This is a genomic window from Neoakkermansia glycaniphila (genome assembly GCF_900097105.1).
Taxonomy (GTDB): Bacteria; Verrucomicrobiota; Verrucomicrobiia; order Verrucomicrobiales; family Akkermansiaceae; genus Akkermansia; species Akkermansia glycaniphila.
This window is the reverse complement of sequence record NZ_LT629973.1, coordinates 539197-563850: the sequence shown is the minus strand read 5'-3', so window position 1 is coordinate 563850 and position 24654 is coordinate 539197. Positions and strand designations below refer to the sequence as shown.

The 24654-nt window shown below is 59.3% G+C and carries 17 protein-coding genes; 7 read left to right on the top strand and 10 right to left on the bottom strand.

Annotated elements, in window-relative coordinates:
• The first annotated feature begins 58 nt into the window (after positions 1–58).
• On the top strand, positions 59–4318 hold the full coding sequence (rpoC, locus tag PYTT_RS02285; RefSeq protein ID WP_067776312.1) for a DNA-directed RNA polymerase subunit beta': 4260 nt from the start codon (positions 59–61) through the stop codon (positions 4316–4318).
• Positions 4319–4442: 124 nt separating this feature from the next.
• Here the strand turns inward: rpoC and PYTT_RS02280 are convergent, their stop codons facing one another.
• A complete protein-coding gene (locus PYTT_RS02280) occupies positions 4443–5498 on the bottom strand; it encodes a hypothetical protein (RefSeq protein ID WP_067776309.1) in 1056 nt (351 codons plus the stop codon).
• A 181-nt stretch (positions 5499–5679) separates the two neighbouring features.
• Between PYTT_RS02280 and PYTT_RS02275 the strand changes: the two genes are divergently transcribed.
• A complete protein-coding gene (locus PYTT_RS02275) occupies positions 5680–7422 on the top strand; it encodes a M60 family metallopeptidase (protein WP_172801748.1) in 1743 nt (580 codons plus the stop codon).
• A gap of 126 nt (positions 7423–7548) precedes the next feature.
• Positions 7549–9750 carry a ribonuclease R family protein gene (locus PYTT_RS02270; protein ID WP_083076808.1) on the top strand — a complete coding sequence of 734 codons (2202 nt, stop codon included), beginning with the start codon at positions 7549–7551 and terminating at the stop codon, positions 9748–9750.
• A 7-nt stretch (positions 9751–9757) separates the two neighbouring features.
• On the opposite strand, the gene PYTT_RS02265 is transcribed toward PYTT_RS02270, so the two are convergent.
• From PYTT_RS02265 to PYTT_RS02225, 9 genes are all read right to left on the bottom strand, one after another.
• Complete coding sequence (locus PYTT_RS02265; RefSeq protein WP_067776299.1) at positions 9758–11461, bottom strand: tetratricopeptide repeat protein; 1704 nt, start codon at positions 11459–11461, stop codon at positions 9758–9760.
• A 97-nt stretch (positions 11462–11558) separates the two neighbouring features.
• The gene (locus PYTT_RS02260) at positions 11559–13289 is read right to left on the bottom strand and encodes a tetratricopeptide repeat protein (protein ID WP_172801747.1); all 1731 of its coding nucleotides are present in this window, start codon (positions 13287–13289) and stop codon (positions 11559–11561) included.
• An 89-nt stretch (positions 13290–13378) separates the two neighbouring features.
• Complete coding sequence (gene dprA, locus PYTT_RS02255) at positions 13379–14500, bottom strand: DNA-processing protein DprA (RefSeq protein WP_067777453.1); 1122 nt, start codon at positions 14498–14500, stop codon at positions 13379–13381.
• A gap of 25 nt (positions 14501–14525) precedes the next feature.
• Positions 14526–15674, bottom strand: a complete 1149-nt coding sequence (locus PYTT_RS02250; RefSeq protein ID WP_067777452.1) for a glycosyltransferase family 4 protein — start codon at positions 15672–15674, stop codon at positions 14526–14528.
• A gap of 15 nt (positions 15675–15689) precedes the next feature.
• Positions 15690–16631, bottom strand: a complete 942-nt coding sequence (locus PYTT_RS02245; protein WP_067777450.1) for a mitochondrial fission ELM1 family protein — start codon at positions 16629–16631, stop codon at positions 15690–15692.
• Positions 16628–17890 carry a dihydroorotase gene (locus PYTT_RS02240; RefSeq protein WP_067773897.1) on the bottom strand — a complete coding sequence of 421 codons (1263 nt, stop codon included), beginning with the start codon at positions 17888–17890 and terminating at the stop codon, positions 16628–16630. The genes PYTT_RS02245 and PYTT_RS02240 overlap by 4 nt, the downstream gene beginning before the upstream one ends.
• Positions 17880–18815 (bottom strand): aspartate carbamoyltransferase catalytic subunit, encoded by a 936-nt coding sequence (locus PYTT_RS02235; protein ID WP_067773893.1) that lies wholly within the window; start codon positions 18813–18815, stop codon positions 17880–17882. The genes PYTT_RS02240 and PYTT_RS02235 overlap by 11 nt, the downstream gene beginning before the upstream one ends.
• Before the next feature lie 15 nt (positions 18816–18830).
• Positions 18831–19355: a bifunctional pyr operon transcriptional regulator/uracil phosphoribosyltransferase PyrR gene (gene pyrR / locus PYTT_RS02230; RefSeq protein WP_067773890.1), complete on the bottom strand. Its 525-nt coding sequence runs from the start codon at positions 19353–19355 to the stop codon at positions 18831–18833.
• Between the two features lie 22 nt (positions 19356–19377).
• On the bottom strand, positions 19378–19788 hold the full coding sequence (locus tag PYTT_RS02225; protein ID WP_067773887.1) for an AIR carboxylase family protein: 411 nt from the start codon (positions 19786–19788) through the stop codon (positions 19378–19380).
• A gap of 187 nt (positions 19789–19975) precedes the next feature.
• On the opposite strand from PYTT_RS02225, the gene PYTT_RS02220 reads away from it, so the two are divergent.
• The 4 genes from PYTT_RS02220 to PYTT_RS02205 all read left to right on the top strand — a co-directional run bounded on the left by PYTT_RS02220 (position 19976) and on the right by PYTT_RS02205 (position 24654).
• Entirely contained in the window at positions 19976–20902 is a 927-nt protein-coding gene (locus tag PYTT_RS02220) for a GYF domain-containing protein (protein WP_067773885.1), read from the top strand.
• A 20-nt stretch (positions 20903–20922) separates the two neighbouring features.
• On the top strand, positions 20923–21891 hold the full coding sequence (locus PYTT_RS02215) for a hypothetical protein (protein ID WP_141675737.1): 969 nt from the start codon (positions 20923–20925) through the stop codon (positions 21889–21891).
• Between the two features lie 173 nt (positions 21892–22064).
• Complete coding sequence (locus PYTT_RS02210; protein ID WP_172801746.1) at positions 22065–23738, top strand: peptide ABC transporter substrate-binding protein; 1674 nt, start codon at positions 22065–22067, stop codon at positions 23736–23738.
• Positions 23731–24654: an ABC transporter permease gene (locus tag PYTT_RS02205; protein WP_067773876.1), complete on the top strand. Its 924-nt coding sequence runs from the start codon at positions 23731–23733 to the stop codon at positions 24652–24654. Before PYTT_RS02210 ends, PYTT_RS02205 begins: the two co-directional genes overlap by 8 nt.

The window sequence follows — 24654 nt, the reverse complement described above, 5'->3', positions numbered from 1 at the left end:
CGCCCTGCACGGAATGTGCGGGGCATATGCACCTCATACCATTTTTTAATTCACACATATGTCTCACCAAGACCTGAATGTCGAAAAGCCCAAGACCTTCGACCAAGTTTGCATCACAGTCGCCAGCCCCGGCTGGAAGACGGAAGGCGACGGACTCCCCGGCGGTATCCGCCAGTGGTCCAGCGGCGAAGTGAAGAATCCCGAAACCATCAATTACCGCACGTTCAAGCCCGAGAAGGGCGGCCTTTTCTGCGAACGCATTTTCGGCCCGACCCGTGATATGGAATGCTCCTGCGGCAAGTACAAGCGCGCCAAGAACAAGGGGCAGGTTTGCGACCGCTGCGGCGTGGAAGTGACCAACGCCCGCGTGCGCCGCGAGCGCATGGGCCATATCGAACTGGCTGTGCCCGTGACGCACATCTGGTTCTACAAGTGCATGCCCAGCCGCATCGGCCTGATGCTCGACCTGACGGCCCGCGATCTCGAACGCGTGATCTATTACGAAGATTATATCGTGATCGATCCGAAGGAAGCTCCGCTTGAACGCGGCCAGATTCTGACCGAAGAAGAGTACGAAGACCTGATGGACGAGTACGAAGACGACGGCGGTTTCGAAGCCGGGATGGGCGCGGAAGCGATCCAGAAGCTTCTTGCCTCCATTGATCTGGAAGCTCTCGTCGAGCAGCTGAAGGTCGATATGGAGAAGACGAATTCCAAGCAAAACAAGCGCAAGATCGCCAAGCGTCTTCAGCTTGCCCAAGGCTTCATCGATTCCAAGACGCGTCCAGAATGGATGGTGATGACGGTTCTTCCCGTAATCCCGCCGGATCTCCGTCCGCTCGTTCCGTTGGAAGGCGGCCGTTTCGCCACGTCCGACTTGAACGATCTGTACCGCCGCGTGATCAACCGTAATAACCGTTTGCACGAACTTCTGAAGCTTAAGACGCCGGATGTTATTATCCGCAACGAAAAGCGCATGCTTCAGGAAGCCGTGGACGCTTTGTTCGATAACGGCCGCCATGGCCGCCATGTGACTGGTGCCGGCAACCGCCCGCTGAAGTCCCTTTCCGATATGCTGAAGGGCAAGAGCGGCCGTTTCCGTCAGAATCTTCTCGGCAAGCGCGTGGACTACTCCGGCCGTTCCGTGATCGTGATCGGTCCCGACTTGAAGATGCACCAGTGCGGCCTTCCCAAGAAGATGGCTCTTACATTGTTCGAACCCTTCATCATTCATCGCCTGAAGGAGCTCGGCTATGTACATACCGTGCGTTCCGCCAAGAAGATGATCGACCGCCGCGAGTCCATCGTGTGGGATATCCTCGCCGAAGTGACAAAGGGCCACCCGGTGCTTCTGAACCGCGCTCCGACGCTTCACCGCCTGTCGATTCAGGCTTTCGAACCGGTGCTGATCGAAGGTTCCGCCATCCGTCTGCATCCGCTCGTGTGTACGGCCTATAACGCCGACTTCGACGGTGACCAGATGGCCGTGCACGTGCCGCTTTCCGTGGAAGCCCAGATCGAAGCCCGCCAATTGATGCTGGCTCCGAACAATATCTTCTCGCCCGCTTCCGGCAAGCCGATTACGACCCCGACACAGGACATTATTCTCGGTTCCTACTACCTGACGCATACCCGCGCCGTGGAAGTGAAGGAGAACGAGGATAATCAGCATCTGCTTCCTCTGTTCGATTCGATTTCCGAAGTGGAGTTCGCCATCGCTTCCCGCAAGATCGGTTATCACGAATGGATCCGCCTCCGCAATCCCGATTACGGCAAGGATCCGGAAACGATTTCCTACGGTAAGGATACGGTGGACCGCAAGACGATCGTGACGACGGCAGGCCGTGTGCGTTTCAATGAAATCTGGCCGGACGAGCTGGGTTACATCAACCGCAACGTGGGCAAGAAGCTGCTCGGCGAGATCATCTGGCGCTGCTACCAGACCGTGGGCCAGAAGCGCACGGTGCAGACGCTCGATGCGCTGAAGGGCCTTGGCTTCAAGGAAGCTACCCGTTCCGGCTGTTCGATCGGTATCGTGGATATGGTGATTCCCGCCCAGAAGGATGAGGTGATCGCCAAGGCATACGACGAAGTGTCCCGCGTGACGCAGCAGTACCACGACGGTCTGATTACGGACGGCGAACGCTACGAAAAGGTGGTTTCCATCTGGTCCGGTGCTACGGACGTGATTCAGCAGTCCCTGTACACGAAGCTGGAGTTCAACGAAGGTTCCGCTGTCGCCAGCCCGCTCTACATGATGGTGGATTCCGGCGCTCGTGGCAATAAGGCCCAGATCAAGCAGCTTTCCGGTATGCGCGGTCTTATGGCCAAGCCCTCCGGTGAAATTATCGAACGCCCGATTACGTCGAACTTCCGTGAAGGCCTGTCGGTGCTCGAGTACTTCATTTCGACTCACGGCGCCCGCAAGGGTCTTGCCGATACCGCTTTGAAGACGGCCGACTCCGGTTACATGACCCGCAAGCTCGTGGACGTGGCCCAGGACGTGATCGTCCGCGGCGAAGACTGCGAAACGGATCAGGGTATTACGGTGACAGCCATCTACGACGGCGACGAAGAAATCGCTACGCTCGCTTCCCGCATTTACGGTCGCGTGTCGTGCGACCGCATCATCGATCCGTTCACTCAGGATGTGATCGTGGACAAGAGCGAGATCATTACCGAAGACATCGCCCAGCACATCGAGCGCGTAGGCATTGAGAAGGTGCGTATCCGTTCCGTGCTGACCTGCGGCCTGAAGAAGGGTTGCTGCGCCAAGTGCTACGGCCTGAACCTCGCTTCCGGCAAGGAAGTGAAGATCGGCGAAGCCGTGGGCATCATCGCTGCACAGTCCATCGGTGAACCCGGCACGCAGTTGACGATGCGTACATTCCACGTCGGTGGTACGGCTACGACCTCCGAGCGCAAGCCGATCATCCAGGCCAAGAATGCAGGCCGCGTGATCTACAAGGGTGTGATGTGCGTCGAGGACGAGAACGGCAACAACGTCGTCCTCAACAAGAATGGCCTTATCAAGCTGTACGGCGAAGACAAGGAAGAGCTCGAATCCTACCAGCTCATCATCGGTACGATCCTTCATGTGAAGGACGGCGATACGGTGAAGGAAAAGCAGACGCTGGCGACGTGGGATCCGTACTCCGTACCCGTCATTGCGACGCAGGGCGGCGTGGTCGAGTTCCACGACATGATCGAAGGTATTACCGTGGCTGTCGAAGCCGGCCGCGATTCCGGCCGTGGCGCTACGGTGGTGATCGACCACCGTCAGGATCTTGCTCCCCGCATCGTTGTCCGCAATCCGGAGACGAAGCAGATCACAGGCACCTATTCCATCCCGACGGGGGCATACCTCGCCGTGCAGGACGGTCAGAAGATCAGCGCCGGTACGCAGCTTGCCAAGACTCCGCGCAAGGTGTCGAAGACGAAGGACATTACCGGTGGTCTTCCCCGTGTGGCCGAGTTGTTCGAAGCCCGCCGCCCGAAGGACGCCTGTACGCTGGCGACGATCGACGGTTACGTGATGATCGATTCCGCGATGATTCGCGGCAAGAAGGTCGTGACGATCTTCCGCACCCGCGAAGCTCTCGACCTTGCCCGCGGCAAGGGAGTGCGCAAGGCGAAGGTGGACGAACTCGATCCCGGCGTGAAGCATCTCGTGCCGATGGATCGCCATATCATCGTGCATGACGACGACTTCGTGCAGAAGGGCGAACCGCTCTCCGACGGTCCGGAAGCTCCGGACGAAATCCTCGCCATCTGCGGCCGCGACGCTCTGCAGGAGCATCTCGTCAACAAGGTGCAGCAGGTGTACCGAGTGCAGGGTGTGGAAATCAACGACAAGCACGTCGAAATCATCGTGAGCCAGATGCTCCGCAAGGTGCGCATCACCGATCCGGGCGATACGGGTCTGCTCTGGGGCGACGAGATCGACCGTACGACGTTCGACCGCATCAACAAGGCGACGATCGAGAAGAACGGCGAGAAGGCTCAGGCCATGCCGATCCTCCTCGGTATCACCAAGGCTTCGCTCAAGACGGATTCCTTCATCTCCGCCGCATCCTTCCAGGATACGACGCGCGTGCTGACGGAAGCCGCCACGCTGGGCAAGGTGGACGCTCTCGAAGGTTTCAAGGAAAACGTGATTCTCGGTCACTTGATTCCCGCCGGTACGGGCTTCAATTCGTACCGCGATATTGAAGTGTTCCCTGCTGAAGGTTCCGTCGAAATCCCGCGCCAGACCGACGAAGAAGACGATATGGATCTGATGTCCGACGATGCGCTGTCGCTCGGCAACGACGATTGATCGGCCTCCGGTGATTGAATTTGCAGCCCCGCGTTCGTGAGAGCGCGGGGTTTTTTGATGGCCGTTTGTTTCGGGGCTGGCCGGGTTGTTCTTTCTGTTTGCCGGACGGCTCCGTTTTTATCTTTCAGGCGACGGCGGGAGTGTAGGTTTTGGTTTTGTCCAAGTCTCCCTGTTCCTGGAATGTTTTTTGCTGTTCCGGCGTGAGGGTTTTGACGTAGTCGTCAACGATTTTTCGGATGGCCGGGTTTTGTGCAGCGCGTTGTTTGACGCTCCATCGTGCGGCCTGCTGGACGCGGTCGCTTTCGTCGCCGGGTGTGTTGCGGACGGCGCATCGGACAAAGGCTTTCAAGTATTCAGGGTCGCGGGAAGCATCGTAGGCGCCCCATGCCATGTCTAGGTAGGCGGCTTCTTCCGGATCCTGTTCGAGTTCTTCCAGTGCTTTGAGCGGGGGCAGGTCGTCTTCGTCCGGATCGGCAAAGAGGGGGTCGTTTTTGGCGTATTCGGCGAGTTCCTTTTTCGATTGCGGGGTGTCGGCTATGCGGAGGGCGGTCATGACCATGATTCTGTCCATGCCGGGCATGCTTTCACCGATGGCGCGCCATGCGGCAAGTTTTTCCGGATGTTTACGGAAGATTTCCGAGAAGAATCCGATGCGGTAGTACATCATGCCGCCACCGGCTCCGAGCCGGAGCATGCCATCGATTTTCGAGGTGTCCGGTTTGTCGGCATAGGTGTCGAATTGCTGTTGCTGCTGGGCCGAGAGCCATTGGGCGGAGTTGGCGGTGCTGGAGGCCAGATAACTGCATGCGTTTTCGACGATTTTCGAGTCGTAAAAGTTGTCTGCGTGCAGTTTTTCTCCGATGTGCATGATGACCGGGTACATGTCTGCCTCTTGCCGATAGACGTTTTGCCAGGTTTCGGGCAATGGGTCGGGTTCTTCCTGTGGGAGGGCTGCTTCGGAGGCTTTGATCTGTTTCAGCAGTTCCTGCAGTTTCGGTTCTGCGGCTTTGGCTCCGGATTCGTCTTTGATAGTGAGGATGAGGTCGAGCATTTGCTGTTCCAGCCGGAGGTAGGCGCCGATGTCGGCTGCGGCGGCAGTGGCTGCCGATGGTTGAGTGGCGGCAGGGGCGGCGGCGAGCGGCGTGGCCAGAAGGAGGCCGAGCAGGTATGGTGTTTTCATGGTTATGGGGGAAGGCGGCGATGGTTGAATGGTTTTTCGCCTTGTGGTTAAGGTAGCGGTTTTCGTTGTTGGAGGCAAGAAGAAAAACGGGTCGTTGGCGATGTGGTTTCGGAAAGTAATGTATGGTTGCGTCATGGCGGGAAGTCGGTGCAAGTTTGCACGGTGGAGGTGCGTATATGAGATGATGAAACCGTTTTCCAGTTTGAGTTTTCTGTTGCTGTTCGGCCTGTTGTCTGCTCCCGTTTGTACGGTGCAGGCGAGTATTGCCGTTCGTAGCGTTGATGGTGAGAAGGTGGCTCGCCACGAGTTTACCGTGCATGCTTCGGAGCCTTTGCAGCAGATGAGCAAGAGGCTGAAGATCGGTTCGTTCGATCCGTTCGAGCATCCGACGGGCCTGCATTTTTCCAAGGGCGAGTTGGTGACGGTGTCAATGCAGGGGAAGCCTTCGACTCCGGTGAAGCTGCATGTGATTTCTTTCGGCAAGCATAAGCCGGAGGGGGATGTGTATGAGCTGGAGGCGGGCGAGGTTTCTTTCCGTCCTGAGCATGACGGGTTGGCGTATATCGATTATACGGCGGACGATTTCAAGGCCGCTCCGCCGGTGAAGGTGACGATTGAGGGCGGGAAGATGAACGGGGTGTTTACGGAGAAGGGTTCCAATGAGGAGTGGAAGAAGTTGCTGGCCGGAGCTTCGTCGCCGTATCTGGATTTGTACGGGAAGTATGTGCATCTGGTGTTTCCCGTGCAGGCGTTGCGTGAGCATTGCCCCGAGAGCGGCGCAGAGCTTTTGGCGTTGTACGATCGTCTGATCGGTGCCGAGTTGAAGGTGATCGGGATGGGGTATAAGAATGAGCGTTCGCCGAATCATGTGTTCGGCCGTGTGGTGGATTCCGGCTATATGTTTGCGGATGGCGTGGGCGCAGGGTTCAATGATAAGGCGATCGCGCTGGTGACGGATATGAAGAAGCTGCTGGATCCGAAGTATCTGGAAGCAGGGTTCTGGGGGATTGCTCACGAGTTCGGCCATGTGCTGCAGACTCGCCCGGGGTTCAAGTGGCTGGGGATGACGGAGGTGACGAATAATCTGCTGGCGATGGTGGCGAGCTATGAGGTGGATCCCCGTTTGCTGAGGCTGGAGGTTCTGCCGTGCAATGACGGTCATGCACGCCTGAAGGGCGGACGCTACAATTTGTTTACGAAGAGCGCGCTGATCGATAAGGAGCTGTACCAGTTGCAGGCTCGGGGCGATACGGGGCATTCGCATGTGACGGGCGGGGATGTGTTCGTGCGTCTGATTCCGTTGTGGCAGTTGTATCTGTATTGCCAGGAGGCCGGGCAGGGGAACAGGGATTTTTATCCCGAGTTTCACGCATGGCTGAGGACGGAGGGTAAGGACGATGTGTCCGCCGGGCAGCATCAGTTGAATTTCATGCGTGAGGCATGCCGGATCAATAAGCTGGATTTGTCGGATTATTTCGAGGCGGTGGGTATGCTGAAGCCGATCGATGTGGAGTTCAAGGATTACGGTACGGGGCGCCTGAAGATGACGGCGGAGGAGTGTGCGGAGGTGAAGAAGGAGGCGTCGAAGTATCCGAAGCCCGCTTCTCCGGTGATTCAGTATATGAATGCCAATAATATGGCCTGCTACCGCGATCGCCTGCCGCTGGCGGGACCGGAGGAGTTGTGGCAGGGAGTGACGCTGGAGAAGGAGAGGTGCATTGTGGATCACGGCGTGTGGAAGAATGCGGTGGCCTATGAGGTGTACGAGGGCGGGAAGCTGGTGGGCATTACGTTGTCCGGCGTCGGTTCGGATGGGAATGTTTCGACGAATGTGCATTTCCCGGAGACGGCGACGGTGATCGTTGCCGTTGGTTGGGATGGTGACCGGAAGTCGGTGGTGGCCCGGAGGAGTGGATGGAGGTGATGATCGGTATGGCGGCGTTCGTTTGAGCAACGCTGCCACATTTTGTGTTGTTTGTCGGTATCCGGTTTTTTGCCGGATGCCCTTGAAAGGGGTTGTGTCTCTTGCGGGGTGTGGTAGGATGCGGGTATGAATCAGTCTCTGGAAGATCTTCTTTTTGCCTGTATGGGCAAGCCCGGGTATCAGCCGCAGGATCAGTCGGAATTGGCTCGCAGTCTCGGCCTTGTGTCGCGTGAGCGTGCGCATCTCCGGCAGTTGCTCCGGGATTGGGAGGCTGCGGGGAAGGTGGTGCGGTTGAGCAAGGCGAAGTATGCTTTGCGGAAGGCGGAGGGGAGCGGAGCCGTGGAAGGCCGTATTCGCAAGCTTCGCAGCGGGAAGGTGCTGTTTATTCCTTCTCCGGCGGCTTTGCCGGGCTTGCGTTCGCTGTTGCATGCGGATAGTTTGGTGGAGCTGGTCGTGCCGGAGTTTCGCAGCGGCGGCGCGATGGATGGTGATAAAGTGCTGGCTTCGGTGAGGCTTTCCGTGCCGAAGGGTTGGCGCAGGTTCCGGAAGGGGAAGCCGACGATGGACGATTTACAGGTGGAGGTGCGGGTGGATAAGGTGCTGGAGCGCAAGCGCGGCACATGGGTGGGTGTGTATCAGCCCGGCGGCAGGTTCGGTTTTGTGCTGGGAGATGGACAGACGTCTCCCGAGCGGGTGAAGCTGGTGGAGGAGGTGCCCGGCAATTTGCTGGCCGGGCAGTTGGCGACGGTGGAGGCTCTTTCCTACCCGAAGGGGAAGATGGAGGCGACGGGGCGCGTGACGGAGGTGCTGGGCTGGCCGGAGGCGGAGGGGGTGGATATTACGGCGGTGATTCGGAAGTATGAGCTTCAGGAGGAGTTTCCCGAGGAGGTGATTGCGGCGGTGTCGAGGCTTTCCGAGGAGATTCCTCAGGAGGTGCTGGCAAGGCGGGAGGATTGGTGCGGCCGCCCGGTGATTACGATCGATCCGGCGACGGCACGGGATTTCGACGATGCTATTCATGTGCGGAAGCTGGAGAAGGGCTGGGAGCTGGCGGTGCATATTGCGGATGTGTCGCATTATGTGCAGCCGGGTTCTGCACTGGATGCGGAGGCGCGGCGGAGGGGGAATTCGACGTATCTTCCCGACCGTGTGCTGCCGATGCTGCCGCCGAAGCTGTGCGACCATATTTGCAGTCTGCGCCCCGGCGAGATGCATTTGACGAAGATGTGCCTGATGCAGGTTTCGGAGAAGGGGAAGGTGGTGAAGATGCGGTTTGCCGATGCGGTGATCAGTTCGCACAGGCGGTTTTCCTATGAGGAGGCGGCGGAGGTGCTGCTGCACGGCGCGTCGTGCGGCGATGCGGAGGTGGATGCGATGCTGGGCGAGGCGTTAACGCTGTCCCGCCTGTTGAGGAAGCGGAGGATGGAGGCAGGGGCGCTGGATTTGGAGTTTCCCGATGTGCGGGTTCTTCTGGATGCCCACGGGCATACGACGGGGGTGGAGTGCGAGGTTTCCGACGAGAGCCACCAGTTGATTGAGGAGTTCATGCTGGCGGCCAACGAGTGTGTGGCGGCGACGTTGAAGACGAAGTCGATTCCGACGATTTTCCGCGTGCATGAGGATCCCGACGAGGGGAAGATGTTCGAGTTCGCTTCGCTGGCGAGGCAGTACGGCCTGAAGGTGGGGGATTTGCGGAGGCGGGATGATTTGATTGTTTTGATGCAGGAGCTGAAGGGGCATCCCGACGAGTCTATTTTGAAGCTTGCGCTGCTGCGGAGTATGATGCGCGCACGGTACGATACGAAGCCGCTCGGGCATTTCGGGCTGGCGAAGCCGGATTATTGCCATTTTACGAGTCCGATCCGCCGGTATGCGGATTTGGTGGTTCACCGTTCGCTGGCGCGGGTGATCGATCCGGAAGGGAAGGCTCCGAGGCTGCCGGATGCGGTTTCGCTGCAGCAGGCGGCGGATCATATTTCCGAGACGGAGCGGAATTCCGCCAATGCGGAGCAGGAGGCGAATATGCTGAAGCTTTACGAGTGGCTGGAGAGCCAGTGTGAAGCCGGGCATCCGCAGGAGTGGGAGGCGATCGTGACGGATGCCCGCCCGCTCGGCGTGATGGTGGAGGTGCCGATGCTGCAGGTGCGCGGGTTGATTCCTTCCGAGCTGTTTACCGGAGGCAAGTGGTGGTTCGAGAGTTTCATGCCCCGGTGGAGCAACCGGGACGGGAAGGTTCTGCAGGCGGGTATGCGGGTGATGGTTGTGCCTGCCAAGGTGGATCGGGCGAACCGCTGGATCGACTGGAAGATGGCGAAGCTGCCGGAGTGATGCGGCGTTATTTTTCCGGTTCGGGAGGGAGGGTTTGCAGCAGGCGTTCGGCGGCGGGGATGCCGCGGGCGCGCTGCAGGTAGCGGCGTGCTGCGGGAATGTCTTTTTTGACGCCGAGGCCTTCGGCATGGAGGAGGCCGAGGGCGGCGCATGCGCCGGGGTGGTTCAGTTTTGCCGCTTGTTCAAACCATGCGATGCCGGGCATGAAGAGGGGGTCGATAGAGGTTGCGTGTCCGCTCAGGTAGTATTGGCCCAGTTGATACATGGCTTCCGGGTTTCCGGTATCGGCGAGGATTTTGGTTGCGTTGAGGCAGGCACTTGCTTCGGGGCGGGCCAGGTTGCAGATGCTGGATAGGGTGGTTCCTTCCCGTTCGGCTGTTTTTCTGAGGATGGCGAGGAAGTCGGGGTTCGTGGGGTCGATATGCGCCCATTCCTGCAGGAAGATTTGCTTTAAATAAGCGGCAGGAGTTCCGGCGAGGGTGAGAGCGCGGTGTTCCTGCCATGTGAGGGGGATGAGCCGGACACCGGGCGGGAGTTCTGCCACGGCGGTTTCCTCAGGTTGTATCTGGAAGGCCAGACGCCATTTGGCAAGGTCGGCGGACAGTTCGCCGATGTCGGCATAGATGAAGGTTTGTTCGGTGTCGATGGTGTCGAGAGAGGTGTCCCAGATGAGGCCGAGGGCGTAGAGGGTTTTGCCGTTGTCTATGAATTTGGCGATGCCCAGATTCGAGATGCCGTTGATGTTGTGTCCGGCGATTTTGCGCCAGTTGTCCTGTTTGAAGGAAGGCGGGTTGGGTGCTGGATTCGGAGCGGGACGGGAAGGCGGGGCAGCGCTATCTTGCTCGGGGCTGTTTTGCTGTTCCAGTCCCCGGAGGTACTCGGCGGCGTAGGGGTGGCCTGCTTCAGCGGCGCGGGTGAGCGCTTGTCTGGCTTTGTCGTGATCCCGCTCTTCGGGGTAGACTTCTCCGTATAGCAGTCCCAGCATGAACATGGCTTCGGTGTCGCCGAGGTCGGCGGCTTTTTGCATCCAGTCGATTTGTTCTTCCTTGTCCGGACTGAGATTGGCGAGGATGGTCATGGCGATGGTGTCGCCGTTGTCGGAACGGGCGAGAAGATCGTTCCGATAGGTGTCCTCTTCTTCGCCCAATGCTAAGGGTGTGTTGTAGGGGAACTCGAGCCGATGGCCGGGTGAGGATAGAGTCAGGAAGTCGTCATGGAATTCCACGGAAGGGTCCGCCGGGAAGGAGAGTGTGTAGAGTGGAAAGTAGGATCCATGAGGTGCAGGATCGTCGGTTTTTGTTTCGATGGTGATGTGGACGATGCCGGGTGTGTCCGGATATCTGTGCTGCATGCTGACCCGGATGTTGCCATCCGGGCTTTGCCGGACGGTCGAGGGGCATGATTCCAGATAGGAGTCGGAGATGGCGAAGTTGATCAGCCGGGATGTAAGAGCCGCGTCCAGAGTATGCCCGTGGCGGATGGCTTGGAGATGGTAGTAGAGAGCCATGCGTGAGTTGCGCGGGAACAGGTTGATTCCTCGTCTGTAATTGTCGCTCAACCGAAGTATGGCATCGGTGCGGCCCAAGGCGGCATTCAGATGGTTGGAGATGAGTTCGGTGCAGGATCCAAGGGTAGGTTGTGCAGGTGCGGAGCGGGCTGAGGCCGGGATAAGGCAGGCGGCTGCACAGAGGAGATGGAGCGGTAGGTTCATGGGGGGTATGATGATTGTTGTTCGAATGGGGAGAGCCAAGGAGGGTTGAAGGCGCCGGGTGATGAGGTGAAGGATTGGTATGGCGGAGGAAAGGCCGTTATTTGTCCGGTGCGGGTGGGAGGGTATGCAGCAGGCGTTCGGCGGCGGGGATGCCGTGGGCGCGCTGCAGGTAGCGGCGTGCTGCGGGAATGTCTTTTTTGACGCCGAGGCCTTCGGCATGGAGGAGGCCGAGTGCGGCGCATGCGCCGGGGTGGTTCAGTTTTGCCGCTTTTTCAAACCATGCGATGCCGGGCATGAAGAGGGGGAAGCCATCGTCGGCTTCTTCACTGAGATAGAGTTTGCCGAGGGTGTACATGGCGTTCGAGTCTTCGAGTTCGGCCAGCATGCGGGCGCTGGAGAGGTCGTATGTGTTTCCTTCGGTCCAGTATATGTTGCAGATGTCGGCCAATGTTTTGTTGTCGCGTGCTGCGGTATCACGCAGGATGGCGAGGAAGTCCGGATGCAGTAGGGCGACGCTGTTCCATTGTTCCCGGATGATTTGCTGGATGTCGTCTGTGGCCAGACCGGGAATGCTGAAAAGCCGTTTTTCCTGCCATGTCCATGGGCTGAGCTGTACGTTTTTCGGTAGTTCTGACCATTCGTTCATGTTTTCACCATACAGTCGGATGTTGAAGGCCATGTTCCATTTGGCGATGTCGGCGACCAGTTGTTCGCGGTTGTCGTAGAGGTGGGAGAGGAAGTTCTCGATGGTCGGTTCGGGGCCGCTCGGAAGTTCTCCGATACCATAGTATGTTTTATTTCCATGCCGGAATTTGACGATGCCGAGTCCGGCAAACCCACGGATGCCGTTTCCGGCGAGTTCACGCCAGCATGCGTCGGTTGCTTCAGGAGAACCCGCGTGGAAGTTCAAGGGGACAGGGAATAGAGCTGTTTCGTCGGGATTGTCGGTTGGTGTCCGTTTGTTGAGGCGTTCGGCTGCGGCGGTGGATCCGGCTTGGGCTGCTTGTGCGTATGCCTGTTTGGCCTTGAGTATGTCCGCATCATCGGCATTTTGCGTATCATACAGACAGCCTATGTCGTACATGGCCTGAGCATCTCCGAGCCGTGAGGCTTTCTGCAGCCACTTGAGTTGTTCGTCTCGGTTCTCTCCGGCCAAACGGGCGAGTGTTCTCATAGAGATGGTGTCGCCATTGTTCGCACGGGCGGCAAGGTCCAGTTCGTAGGCGTCTTCATGTTCCGAAGATGCAGGTTGTTTGCAAGGGATGTTCAGTTTGAATTTGAGGGTGCTTAATGTCAGGGAGTCGTCGTGGAATTCGATGCCGGGGACGGAGGTTTGTTGGCCGATGTTCAGGGGGAAGTACAGGATGGGCCAGTAGGCATCTTCGAGTTCCCTTTGTTCGACTTTTTGGGAGATTGTTACGAACAGGATGCCGGGTGCAGCCGTTTCATCGCGCTGCATGAGGATTTGCCACATTCCATCCGGGCTGGTTCGGATCCAATGGGGATATGCCTGTTGAGAGGCTGCGTCGATTGTTTTCGTCAGAAGAGTGTCGAGTTCTCGTTTTTCAATCGAGGCGCCGTGGCGTTTTGCCCGGAGGGCATAGTAAAGGGCGCGGTTCAGGTCGCGGGGAAGCAGCCGGGTGCCGGTTTCGTAGTCGTAGCTGAGTTGCAGCATGGCTTCCGTGTTGCCTGTTTCGGCGCGCATGTAGTCGCGTACGAAGGCAAGATGGTCGGAGGGCGTAGGCGTGTTCGGTACGGTTGTTTTCTGTTGGGCGGCTGCCGAAGCAACGAAGATGGCTGCAGAGAGGAGAAGGGGGAGTTGTTTCATGATGTCTATCATGGTAAGGTGTTCCCTGTGCCGGGTCAAGCGGGAACTGCGGTTTTTGCTCGGCGTGTGGAGCTGAATGGCAGTTGCTTTCAGGGCAGGGTGAAGCGGCCGCCGGGGAGAGCGCGGAGGTGGCGGGTGATTTGCAGGCGGGCGAGGCGTGGGGTGAGTTCGTGGGCAGGGAGTCCGGTGGCGGGGCAGAGGGTGTCGATGCCGTCGTTTCCGATGCGTACGCTGTCGATGATGAGGAGGTCGAGGGGGTCGGTGAGGGGGAGTGACGTTGTTTCGCTTGCCGGGTGGGTGAAGAGGGGGAGTTCTCCCGGCTGAGGGCGGAGGTGGTTCCATCGCTGGTCGTCGAGGATGTCCTGAGGGCGGGTGACGAGGATGGCTCCATCGCGGATGAGGTCGTGGCAGCCCTGTGATTGCGGGCGGTCGATGGGGCCAGGGATGGCGTAGACGGTGCGGTTGTTTTCTCCGGCGAGGTGGGCGGTGTGCAGGGCTCCGCTGCGGGCAGGCGCTTCAACGACGAGTGTGGCCCTGCTCCACGCGGCGACGATGCGGTTGCGCATGGGGAAGCTGGATTTGCTCGGCTGCATGTCCATGGGGAATTCGGAGACGATGGCCCCGGATCCGTTTTCGATTTGGTCGGCGAGCGGGCGGTTTTCGGCGGGGTAGAGGCGGTTGATGCCGGAGCCGAGGATGGCGAGGGTGCGGCCGCGTGCCTCAAGGGCTCCGAGGTGGGCTGCGCTGTCGATGCCCCGGGCGAGGCCCGAGATGACGGTGATTCCGGTGTCGGCGAGTTCCCGGGCGAAGCGGCGGGCCTGCTGGTGGCCGTAGTGGGTGGCGAGGCGGGAGCCGACGATGGCGATGGAGGCGGCGCCGTCCTGTTCGTTCCATTGTCCGCGCGAGTAGAGGACGATGGGCGGGTCGTACATGGAGCGTAGGGCGGAGGGGTAGTCGTCGTCAAAGAGGGTGGTGATGCGCGTGCCGCAGGCTTCGGCGAGGGATAGTTCTTTGTCGAGGCTGGTGCATTGCCGCCAAGAGGCGATGGCCCGGCTGGTGGCAGAGCCGATGCCGGGGATTCTGCCGAGGTGTTCGACGGGCGCTTCGAGGATGAGTTCGGGGGCGGCGAAGTGTTCCAGCAGGGCCTGGATGCGGACGGAGCCGAGGCCCGGGATGAGGTTGAGGGTGATGAGGGCTTCGCGGGGTGTCATGGGAGGGGAGGTAGCGGGGGCGGCGTCAGGTTGTTTTTTGTTCCGGCTCCGGGATGGCGGGGAGGAGTTCGCGGTAGACGTCGAGGTGGGCGCGGATCATGTCTTCCCGGCGGTAGGGAGGGGGGATTTCCCGGGGTGTTTCGGGCGGGTAGGTGTACCACTGGGTGAGGGTGTCGACCATGACGGCGGTGTCGAGCGGGGGGACGTTGCCTTCGGGCAGGAAGACGTTGAGTTGTTCGCCGACGCCTCCGTGGCTGTAGCCCGCGACGGGGCGGCCGAGCGCGAGGGCTTCAAGGGTGGTTTTGCCGAAGGATTCGGGGACGTGGGTGAGGGATAGGGTGACGTCGCAGGCGCAGAGGACGTTGCGGAGGTCTCGGCGGTGGCCTGTCCAGGTGATGCAGGAGGCGAGGCCGGCTTTGTCGAAGGCGCGGACGAGTTCTTCCTTGTAGGCGGTTTTGCCTTTTTTGACTTCGCCTACGATGACGGCGTGGGCAGGGAGTCCGGCTTCGCGGAGGCCCTGCAGGATGGGGATGAGGTCGAGGTGGCCTTTGAGGCGGGTGATGCGGCCCGGGAGGCAGAGGGTGTATTTGCCGGCGAGTTCCGGGTACATTGTGTGCCATTCGCGGAGCCATGCGTCGGAGGGGCGGTAGCCGTAGCGGTCGAGGGCGGGGTCGATGGTGTTGGGGATGACGCGGATGATGTCGGCCGGGGTACGGGGATATTTTTCGAGGATGTGGTCGCGCATGCAGCCGGATACGGCGATGATGCGCTGGCCCCGGGTCATGATTTTCGAGTAGGCGTTGACGGAGTAGAATCCGTGGAAGGTGGTGACGAGGCCGGGCCTTTGGTCGGCGGGGATCATTTTCCACGCGAGGTAGCCGACCCATGCGGGTACGCGGGAGTGGAGGTGGAGGATGTCCGGACGTTCCTTGAGGATGAGGCGTTTCATGCGCGGGACTTCGCGCAGGGTGAAGAGGCTTTTTTTGCCGATGGAGCGTGCGTAGTGGATGGAACCCTGTTCTTTGAGTTTCGGGACCATGGAGCCGCCGGAGGAGACGACGATGTTGCGGACTCCTTGTGCGGAGAGTCCTTCACCGAGTTCGAGGACGACTTGTTCGACTCCGCCCGAGTGGAGGGAGGGCAGGAGGTGCATGACGGTGAGGGGGGCGGGCATGGCGGTGAGTCGGGTTCAGGGTTGCCGGTGGTGCAGCAGGGCCGGGTAGCGGTCGAGGATGCAGGAGGCGATGCGTTCCGCTTCGAGGAGCGGGGCGTGGGTGGTGGAGAGTCGGTGGCTGCGCGCCCATGTGCGGTATGGGGTGACGCGGTTTTCTTCGATGAGCATACGGAGGCCCTGGGCAACGCGGGAGGGCGTTTTGCTGCGAGGGGGCATGTCGAGGATGCCGACGGGGGCACCGGAGCCGAGGGATTCGTAGACCATGGAGACGCTGTCCTGCGAGACCCAGATGTCGCGAGCGGCTGCCAGATGGGCAGGTACCCATGCGGCATCCGTTTCTTCGACGGGGACGATGCGGATGCCGGGGCAAGCCTGCCGGAGGTCGGGTACGAAGTTTTGGGGGGTGCGGCGGGAGGTGGTGAGGACGAGGGGGATGTCGTTGTGCCGGGTGATGTCCGCCAGCTGGTTGATGAGGGTGTCTTCGTCCCAGTCGAATTCTTTGCTGGGGCCGCCGATGAGGATGAGGGTGTGTTTTTTCGGCGTTTCGGGGCTGGGTTTGATGCCGTGGAGGGCGCCGACGGTGGGGAGGATGCTGCTGCCGGTTTGCTGTTTGCCGATGAGGTCGTGGCGGGGGATGAGGCAGAGGTCGAACATGGTGGCCGGGAGGCTGGGTTTCATGCAGACGATGCCGAGGGCTTTGTAGTGCCGGGCCATGTGCAGGAGCGGGATGTGTGTGCCGTGGCCCGCTCCGAGGATGAGGTCGGGCGTGGGCAGGTCGAGTTCCTTGCCGAGGTAGAAGAGGCGTGCGGTCCGCGATTTGCCTTCGACGCTGACGACGAAGTATTCGTGGTTGCCGTCCGGTTGTCTCTGTCGGGCTTCCTCGATGAGTTCCCGAGCCAGGCCTTGTGTCTGGTTGAGGTGGCCTCGTTTGCCGTCGCTGACGATCCAGATGGTCATGCTTCAGTGATGTTGATGACGCGCCCGTGAAGGGTTGTGCCGAGGAGGGGGGTGTTTTCGGTGCGAGCCTGCAGCATGGCCGGGGTGACTTCGGTGGTGCCTTCGGGATCGAAGAGGATGAAGTCGGCGGCGGAGCCTTCGCGGAGTTCCGGTACGTCGAGGCCGAGGAGCTGGCGGGGGCGGACGGCGCAGGCCTGCAGGAGTTTTTGCCAGCCGATGTGGCCGGGGCGGACGAGGCTGGTGTAGAGGGCCGGGAGGTAGGTGTCGAGGGCGATCATGCCGTGCGGCGCGGAGCAGAAGTCCTGTTTTTTGGCGAAGGGGATGCGGGGGGTGTGGTCGCTGACGATGCAGTCGATGGTGCCGTCGTTGATGGCGGCGATGAGGGCTTCGCAGTCCGAGCGGTCGCGGAGGGGGGGGAGGGTTTTGAAGTTGGTGTCGTAGTCGCCGATGTTCTCGTGCGTGTAGATGAGGTGGTGGAGGGCAGCTTCGGCGGTGATGCGCTGGCCTTCGTTTTTGGCTCGGCGGATGATTTCCGTGCCTCCGGCGGTGCTGACGGTTTGGACGTGGATGGCGGCTCCGGCATCTCCGGCGAGGCGGATGATGGTTTCGATGCCGATTTCTTCGGCGCAGGAGGGTGTGCCGTGGAGGCCGAGGCGGTAGGAGGTGACGCTGGGATGGGCGTAGGTTTTTTCCGTGAGCTGCGGGAGGTCGCCGCGGAGGGCGAAGGTGAGGCCGAGTTCGCAGGCGTATTTCATGGCTCGGTAGAGCATGAGGAGGTTGTGCGGGATGTGGTCGGCATCGGTGATGAATTTGACTCCTTTGCAGCGCAGGGTGTCGTAGGGGGCCTGCTGTTCGCCTTCGCAGTTTTGCGAGATGCACCCGGCGGGGACGATGGAGATGCCGGGTTGTGCTGCGGCGATGTCCATGAGGCTGGTGATTTGCGCTCCGTTGTCGAGGACGGCGGAGGTGTTGGGCATGCACTGGAAGCCGGTGATGCCGCCCTGGCGGGCTGCTGCCGCAGCTGCGGCGACGCAGTACCCGGTTTCCTTGCCGGTGATGGAGATGTGGGTGTGCAGGTCGAAGAGGCCGGGGAGGATGTACAGACCCGTGGCATCGATGGTTCTGGCTCCTTCCGGGGCGGTGAGGGTGCCTGCGCTGCCGCAGGCGATGACGGTGCCGTCCGCGATGCAGAGGTCGATTTCCCGGCCTGAGGCGATGTCGGTGGCCTGCGAGATGAAGAGGATGATTTCAGGCTTCATGGCTTTGGGTCTGAGGTGTCAGATGGTAGAGGATGGACATGCGGGCGGCGATGCCGTTTTCGACCTGCTGGTTGATGAGGCAGTTGCGGTAGTCCATGGCGAGGTCGCAGATTTCGACGCCCCGGTTGACGGGGCCGGGGTGCATGATGGAGAGGTCGAGGTCGTCGATGCGTTTGAGGCGTTCTTCGGTGACTCCGTAGATGCGGTGGTATTCTTTGGCGTTGGGGAAGAAGGGTGAGTCCATGCGTTCGTTCTGGACGCGCAGGAGGTAGATGACGTCGGGTTTCCACGCGAAGGCGTCATCGAAGTTCGTGAAGCGGGGGATGCCGGTGTGGCGTTCCTGCGGGACGAGGGAGCCGGGGCCGAGGTAGGCGACTTCGGCTCCGAGCCGTTTGAGGATGAGTGAGGTGGAGCGGGCGACGCGGGAGTGGAGGATGTCTCCGATGATGACGATGCGTTTGCCGGAGATGTCGCCGTATTTTTCACGGATGGTGAAGGCGTCGAGGAAGGCCTGGGAGGGGTGGGCGTGCGCGCCGTCTCCGGCGTTGATGACGGAGGCTTTGGTGTGGCGGGCGATGACGGCAGGGATGCCGCTGTTTTTGTGGCGCACGATGATGTAGTCCATCTTCATGGCCTGGAGGGTGTCGATGGTGTCGTGGACGCTTTCTCCCTTGACGACGGAGGAGGTGGAGACGGTGAAGCTGGTGACGTCCGCCGAGAGGCGGTTGGCTGCCACTTCGAAGGAGGAGTGGGTGCGGGTGCTGGGCTCATAAAAAAGCGTCAAAACGGATTTTCCCTTGAGGGCCGGTACCTTTTTGACGCTTTTGGTGAAGAGTTCCTTCATGGCTGTGGCGGAGTCGAGGATGGTGCGTATGTCCTCGTCGCTCAGGGAGCCGATGGTGAGAAGATCCTTGCGTGGCTTCATGGCGTGGTGTGTGTGTTATCCGATGGTGACGGCGTCGAATCCTTCGGATTCGCAGAGGTGAACCTTGATTTTCTGTTCCGGTTCGGAAAGGGTGTGGCCGACGTAGTCGGGCTGGATGGGTACTTCGCGACCTCCGCGGTCGATGAGGCAGGCGAGTTCGACGCGCGCGGGGCGGCCGTAGTCGAAGATGGCGTTGAGGGCGGCGCGGACGGTGCGGCCTGTGTAGAGGACGTCGTCGACGAGGACGAGGCGCATGCCATCCGTGGAGAAGGGGAGGTTCGAGGAGCGGAGGGAGGGGCGTGCCTCAAGTGTGTAGATGTCGTCGCGGTAGAGGGAAATGTCGATGTCTCCGCAGAGGACTTCGAGGCCGAGGGTGCGAAGGCGGTCGGCAAGGCGGTAGGCGATGATGTCGCCCTTGCTGAGGAGGCCGACGAGGGCGAGGGGTTCGCCTGCGCGGCTCGACGCAATGGCACGGGCCATTGCGTCGAGTGACTGGTCGATTCCCGCCTGGTCGAGAATGATGGGAGCATCCGTATTCATGAGGTGCGGGAAGGTGAAGGTGTTACTTTTCGGCCAGCTTGAGGATGCGGTGGGCTGCCATGGCTGCATTGACGGGGGTCTTCTTGTGAAGGCCGACGCTGGTGCAGGGTACTCCGCCGGGTACTTGCGTGATGGCGAGCAGGGCATCGATGCCGTTCAGGGGGCCGCCGGGTACCGGGACGCCGATGACGGGCAGGGAGCAGCTCATGACGACGACGCCGGGGAGGGCTGCGGAGAGGCCTGCAACGGCGAGGATGACGGCTTTTTCATCGCTGGCTTCGAGGTCTTCGAGGTATTTGACGAGTTCCGGAAGGTTGCGGTGAGCCGAGTAGACGACTTCTTCATGTTCAACGTTGTTCGCGGCGAAGTATTCGCGTGCGGGTTCCATGAAGGGAAGGTCGCTCTGGCTGCCGTAGATGGTGATCACTTTCATGCGGCGTGTATTCTGCCACAGAGGGGGAGTATCATCAAGGCGAAATAAGGGGTATGGATGAAAACGCGGGGTTTCGGATGATCTTCGTTCAGACGAGGGGCTGAAAGGGGAAATAATTTGTGTATTCATCAGGTTTCTATCAATCAATGCTTGACGGTTTGGTAGAATATGGGTATTTTTGCCATAGATGAAAAACTACTACTATGCCAAACAGGGCGAGGATGCACAGGGGCCTTTTTCGACGGACGCTTTGAAGAAGTTGTTGAGCGATGGCGCGATTGCCGCCGAGGATATGGTTTGCGAAGAGGGGGCGGAGGAGTGGCGAACGCTTGCATCAGTCTTTCCACCTGAAAAGAAATGGAAGGAGTGGATGGACAGAAAAGTTGTCGTGACGGGGATAGTTGCTTTGCTGATTGGCTGCGGTATCGGTTATGCCCTGCATCCTGCTGGTACGGCGTCGGGAAAGGCCGGAATAGCTAAAAACGGGATTCCTGTCGAATTGAAATCGGAAAAGGCGAGGGAGTTGTACAAGAAGGCGATGAAAGGCGATCCAGAGGCTCAGTGTGACTTGGGTGCGTTATATAAGGATGGCGAAGATGTGGATCAATCATATCCGAAATCTGTCATGTGGTATAAGAAAGCCGCCGAGCAAAATTATGTTCGGGGTTTGAAATGTATGGCGTGGTTTCATCAGAAGGGGTTTGGCGTCAAACTTGATTGGGAAAAAGCCCATGAGTATGTTTTGCGTGCTGCCCAATTGGGGGATAGTGAGGCCATGTATGATGTCGCTGTTGATTACCGTATCGGTTGGGGTGCTGATGAGAATAACGAGGAATTTATCAAATGGGCGACGAAAGCCGCAGACGCAGGGAATTCAGAAGCCATGCTTAATTTGGCCGAATGCTATGTTATAGGTATGTCCGGTGTATCCGAAAATTTGGATTTGGCTGAACAATGGGCTAGGAAAGCGCAGGAGGGGGGGCAGAAAGATGCAGGAAAGGTTCTTGATGATGTGCAGCGTGCAAGGGATCGGAAGGTAAGTGACGCGGAAATGCAAAAATCGTTAGATAAATTGCGAGAGATTTCTAATGATTTAAAAGAAGATCGGGATTGATTATCAGCCTGATGACGAATATGAAAATATTGTATTATGTGCCGTTTCTGCTGGTTACTGCCTGTGGGAGTAATGAAGAGCATTCTATTGCGGACGTGTCTCCGCCAGGCTGGAGCGGTGGGGCTCTCACTCTGGATTTCAAGGATGCGGTGGTGTCGCAGGACGACCATACGTGGAGTTCGGCGAGGGAAGGTGAGGTGCCTTCGACGGTTGTGTTGCGCCGGGACGATCCCGGCTTGTTTGTCAAGGAGGTGGGTGGGAATGTGACGATTGTAGCCTTCCGTGAAGCGGTGAATCCAGTGACCCGGGTTATGCCCAATGTGGAAGAGGTGGAGGAACAGATTCTTGGTGATGGATACAAGGATGTCATGCAAATTGTCTGGACGGAGAAGGGTAAGGGTGTTCTTTATCATTTTACGCCGCGTTTGGTGAGTCACCGTGAGAATTTTATATGGAATGCGAAGCTTGTGGCTGGCGTGAAGGTATCGACAGGTTGCGAAAGCAATGTACAAGAAGAGGTCGTTCCTTTGGCTCCGAAAGAGTTGAAGAATGTGACAATTGAGTTTGACGATTCGGGGGCAATCGGATGGGATTCGCTGTTTTATTCGTCCCAAGGCAAGGATCGATCGGGGTACTGGTGGTGGAGGAAACAGATGAAGAGAGAGTGTTCCGATATTCATTTGGGGGAATCCGTCGCTGTTGTCCAATGTCCGTACAGAAGAAGCAGTACATTCATGCTGGAACTTGTTTATCGTCAGATTTCGCCTCATGCTGCCGCGCTGGTGATGTCCGAGGACTCTTTGGGTCGCGATGACGAGTACAAGGATCAATATTTGCTTGTTTTCACGGCTCCTGATAAAGGTGTTGCCGTTCGTACCGTGTCGAATTATGCAGGAGAATCTTACGTGACCAATATCGCTTTCAGAATACGAAAAGATGGGGAGAAAAAACAGGATGTCCGGGATTCGTCATGCGAACCGCATGTGTGAACGGGGCTCCGATGGATGTGATGAATCACGCGATGTTGTGAAAATGTTTGGCCGGGGTGTGTTTCATGCAGAGCATGGTGAGGATACGGAGGAGGATGGTCATGTTCCGTTTTCTGGCGGTGTGACGCATTTCTGGCTGACAGGGGGCGGTGTTTTCTGCTAGAATGCGCCGCGTGAAGTGTTTGTTGCCGTTGTTGTGTGCCGTGGCTCTGCTGTTGGCAGGGTGCGATACGCGTTCTTCGGTGGAGAAGGCGGATGAGGAGGGGGTGTTGCTGGTGGGGAACGGGTTCGAGCCTCAGAGTTTCGATCCGCATAAGGCGACGGCGGTGGCGGACTGGCATATTATCGGTACGCTGCTGGAGGGGCTGGTGCGCGGCGATGCGATGGAGGATGACAAGGTGCATCCCGGCGTGGCGGAGTCGTGGGAGGCGAATGAGGCGAAGGATGTGTGGACGTTCCGTTTGCGGGAGGATGCCCGATGGAGTGATGGGAGGCCTGTGACGGCGCATGATTTCGTGTATGCCTATCATCGTTTGCTGCATCCCCTTTTTGGAGGGAAGTATGCTGATATGCTGTTTCCGCTGAAGAATGCGGAGGCGTATAATAAGGATTGGCTGAGGAAGGAGTTGGGCGGCGAGGGCGATTTGTGGGAGAAGGCCGGGGTGGGTGTGGAGGCTGTGGGTGAGCGGACGCTGAGGCTGACGCTGCGCGAGCCGACGCCGCATTTGCCGCTGCTTCTGCTGCATTATACGTGGTTCCCGGTGCCTGCGCATGCGGTGGAGGCGAACGGGGGTATGCTTGACCGGAGCAGCGAGTGGACGAAGCCCGGGAAGTGGGTGGGGAACGGTGCGTTTGTGTTGGCGGAGTATCGGTTCAATGATTTTGTGGAGGTGCGCCGGAATCCGCAGTATTGGAGAGCCGGAGCGGTGGCGCTGAATGCGGTGCGTTTTCTTCCGGTGGTGAATGCGTTTACGGAGACGCGGATGTTTTTCGACGGGAAGTTGCATGTGACGAATAATGTGCCGCCGGAGATGCTGGCGTATGCGAAGGGGAAGGCTCCCGATGCGTTTTGCCGGGATGCGTATTATTGTTCGTTTTTTTATCGGTTGAATACGACGCGCAAGCCGCTGGACGATGTGCGGGTGCGGATGGCGCTGGCTCTCGGGGTGGATCGGGATGCCTTGGTGGATAAGGTGGTGCGCGATGCGGGGACTCCGGCGACGGGGTTTACGCCTCCGGGGGCGGGGTATGAGACTCCGGATATGTTCAAGGATGCGGGGGCGACGCAGGCGGAGCGGGTGCAGACGGCGCGCCGTTTGCTGGCCGAGGCCGGGTTTCCGGGCGGGAAGGGTTTCCCGACGCTGGAGATTATGACGACTTCGCGTGAGGTGCAGAAGGTGATGGCGGAGGCGATTCAGGCGATGTGGCTGGAGAATCTCGGAATTCATGTGGAGATCCGTTCGTGCGAGTGGACGGCGTATAAGGATGCGCAGCAGAAGTTGCAGTACGATATTTCGTCGTCGTCATGGTCGGGGGATTATCTGGATCCGGCGACTTTTGTGGAGATGTGGAGCGGAGGCAGCGGGAATAATGCGACGGGGTGGTCAAACGGGAGGTTCGATGCGGCGGTGCGCCGGGCCCATTCTTCCGGGAAGGTGGAGGAGCGGCTGGCGGCTTTGCGCGAGGCGGAGGAGACGATGCTGAAGGAGGCTCCGGTAGTGCCTTTGTACTGGGCGTACCGTACGTATTTGAAGAGGCCGGAGGTGAAGGGGTGGCACGGGCTGCTGCTGGATGCGCATCCGTATGATGCGGTGTATGTGGAGAAGGAGGGCAAGAGGGATGATTAAGATGCTGCTGAAGAGGCTGGGGCAGGGCGTGGTGGTGATTTTCGTGCTGGAGACGATTACGTTTTTCCTGATCCGCCTGTTGCCGGGGCATCCTTTCCTCGGCGAGAAGAAGCTGCCGGAGCATGTGCTGGCGCAGTTGCAGAGTGCGTACGGGCTGGATCAGCCGTCGTGGGTGCAGTATTTGCATTATTGGGAGGGTGTTTTGTTCCGTGGGGATTTCGGCCCTTCGCTGGTGAAGGAGGGGGTGCAGGTGTCGGATTTGATTGCGCAGGCGTTTCCGGTGTCGCTGCTGCTGGGTGTGGTAGGGATGGCGGTTGCGGTGGTTGTGGGTATTCCGGCGGGGATGGTGGCGGCTTTCCGCAAGAATAGGTGGCCGGATGCGGCGATGATGTTTCTGGCGATGCTGGGTATTTGTATTCCGGCGTTCGTGATTGCTCCGCTGGTGGGTGTGTGGTTGGGGATGCATGTGCCGGGGCTGAGTGTGGCGGGGTGGGATGATTGGGGATGCGTGGTTCTTCCGGCGTTGACTTTGGGGCTGATCAATGCTGCATATTTGGCGCGGTTGACGCGCGGGGGGATGCTGGAGGTGCTTTCCCAGGATTTCGTGCGTACGGCGAGGGCGAAGGGTGCGGGGCCTGTGCGGCTGCTGGTGTGCCATGCGTTGCGGGGCGGTTTGCTGCCTGCGGTTTCGTATTTGGGGCCTGCGTTTGCGGCGTTGATTACGGGTTCGTTTGTGGTAGAGACGTGTTTTCAGGTGCCGGGTATGGGGCTGCATTTCGTGAATGCGACGACGGGGCGCGATTATTTCCTGATTCAGGGGCTGGTGCTGTGCTACGGGGTGCTGATTGTGGGGGTGAATATTGCGGTCGATTTCGTGCAACTTTTGATGAATCCGCGGCTGCGCGCCGCTTCCTGA

Bases quoted from the DNA above. Each gene is read 5' to 3' on its own strand.
- PYTT_RS02280 (WP_067776309.1), bottom strand. From the start codon at position 5,498: ATGAAAACACCATACCTGCTCGGCCTCCTTCTGGCCACGCCGCTCGCC.
- pyrR (WP_067773890.1), bottom strand. From the start codon at position 19,355: ATGAATACGGATGCTCCCATCATTCTCGACCAGGCGGGAATCGACCAG.
- PYTT_RS02250 (WP_067777452.1), bottom strand. From the start codon at position 15,674: ATGCCCGCCCCCCTCACCGTCATGCACCTCCTGCCCTCCCTCCACTCG.
- PYTT_RS02265 (WP_067776299.1), bottom strand. From the start codon at position 11,461: ATGAACCTACCGCTCCATCTCCTCTGTGCAGCCGCCTGCCTTATCCCG.
- dprA (WP_067777453.1), bottom strand. From the start codon at position 14,500: ATGACACCCCGCGAAGCCCTCATCACCCTCAACCTCATCCCGGGCCTC.
- PYTT_RS02235 (WP_067773893.1), bottom strand. From the start codon at position 18,815: ATGAAGCCACGCAAGGATCTTCTCACCATCGGCTCCCTGAGCGACGAG.
- PYTT_RS02220 (WP_067773885.1), top strand. From the start codon at position 19,976: ATGAAAAACTACTACTATGCCAAACAGGGCGAGGATGCACAGGGGCCT.
- rpoC (WP_067776312.1), top strand. From the start codon at position 59: ATGTCTCACCAAGACCTGAATGTCGAAAAGCCCAAGACCTTCGACCAA.
- PYTT_RS02270 (WP_083076808.1), top strand. From the start codon at position 7,549: ATGAATCAGTCTCTGGAAGATCTTCTTTTTGCCTGTATGGGCAAGCCC.
- PYTT_RS02240 (WP_067773897.1), bottom strand. From the start codon at position 17,890: ATGAAGCCTGAAATCATCCTCTTCATCTCGCAGGCCACCGACATCGCC.
- PYTT_RS02205 (WP_067773876.1), top strand. From the start codon at position 23,731: ATGATTAAGATGCTGCTGAAGAGGCTGGGGCAGGGCGTGGTGGTGATT.
- PYTT_RS02225 (WP_067773887.1), bottom strand. From the start codon at position 19,788: ATGAAAGTGATCACCATCTACGGCAGCCAGAGCGACCTTCCCTTCATG.
- PYTT_RS02245 (WP_067777450.1), bottom strand. From the start codon at position 16,631: ATGACCATCTGGATCGTCAGCGACGGCAAACGAGGCCACCTCAACCAG.
- PYTT_RS02275 (WP_172801748.1), top strand. From the start codon at position 5,680: ATGATGAAACCGTTTTCCAGTTTGAGTTTTCTGTTGCTGTTCGGCCTG.
- PYTT_RS02260 (WP_172801747.1), bottom strand. From the start codon at position 13,289: ATGAAACAACTCCCCCTTCTCCTCTCTGCAGCCATCTTCGTTGCTTCG.
- PYTT_RS02215 (WP_141675737.1), top strand. From the start codon at position 20,923: ATGAAAATATTGTATTATGTGCCGTTTCTGCTGGTTACTGCCTGTGGG.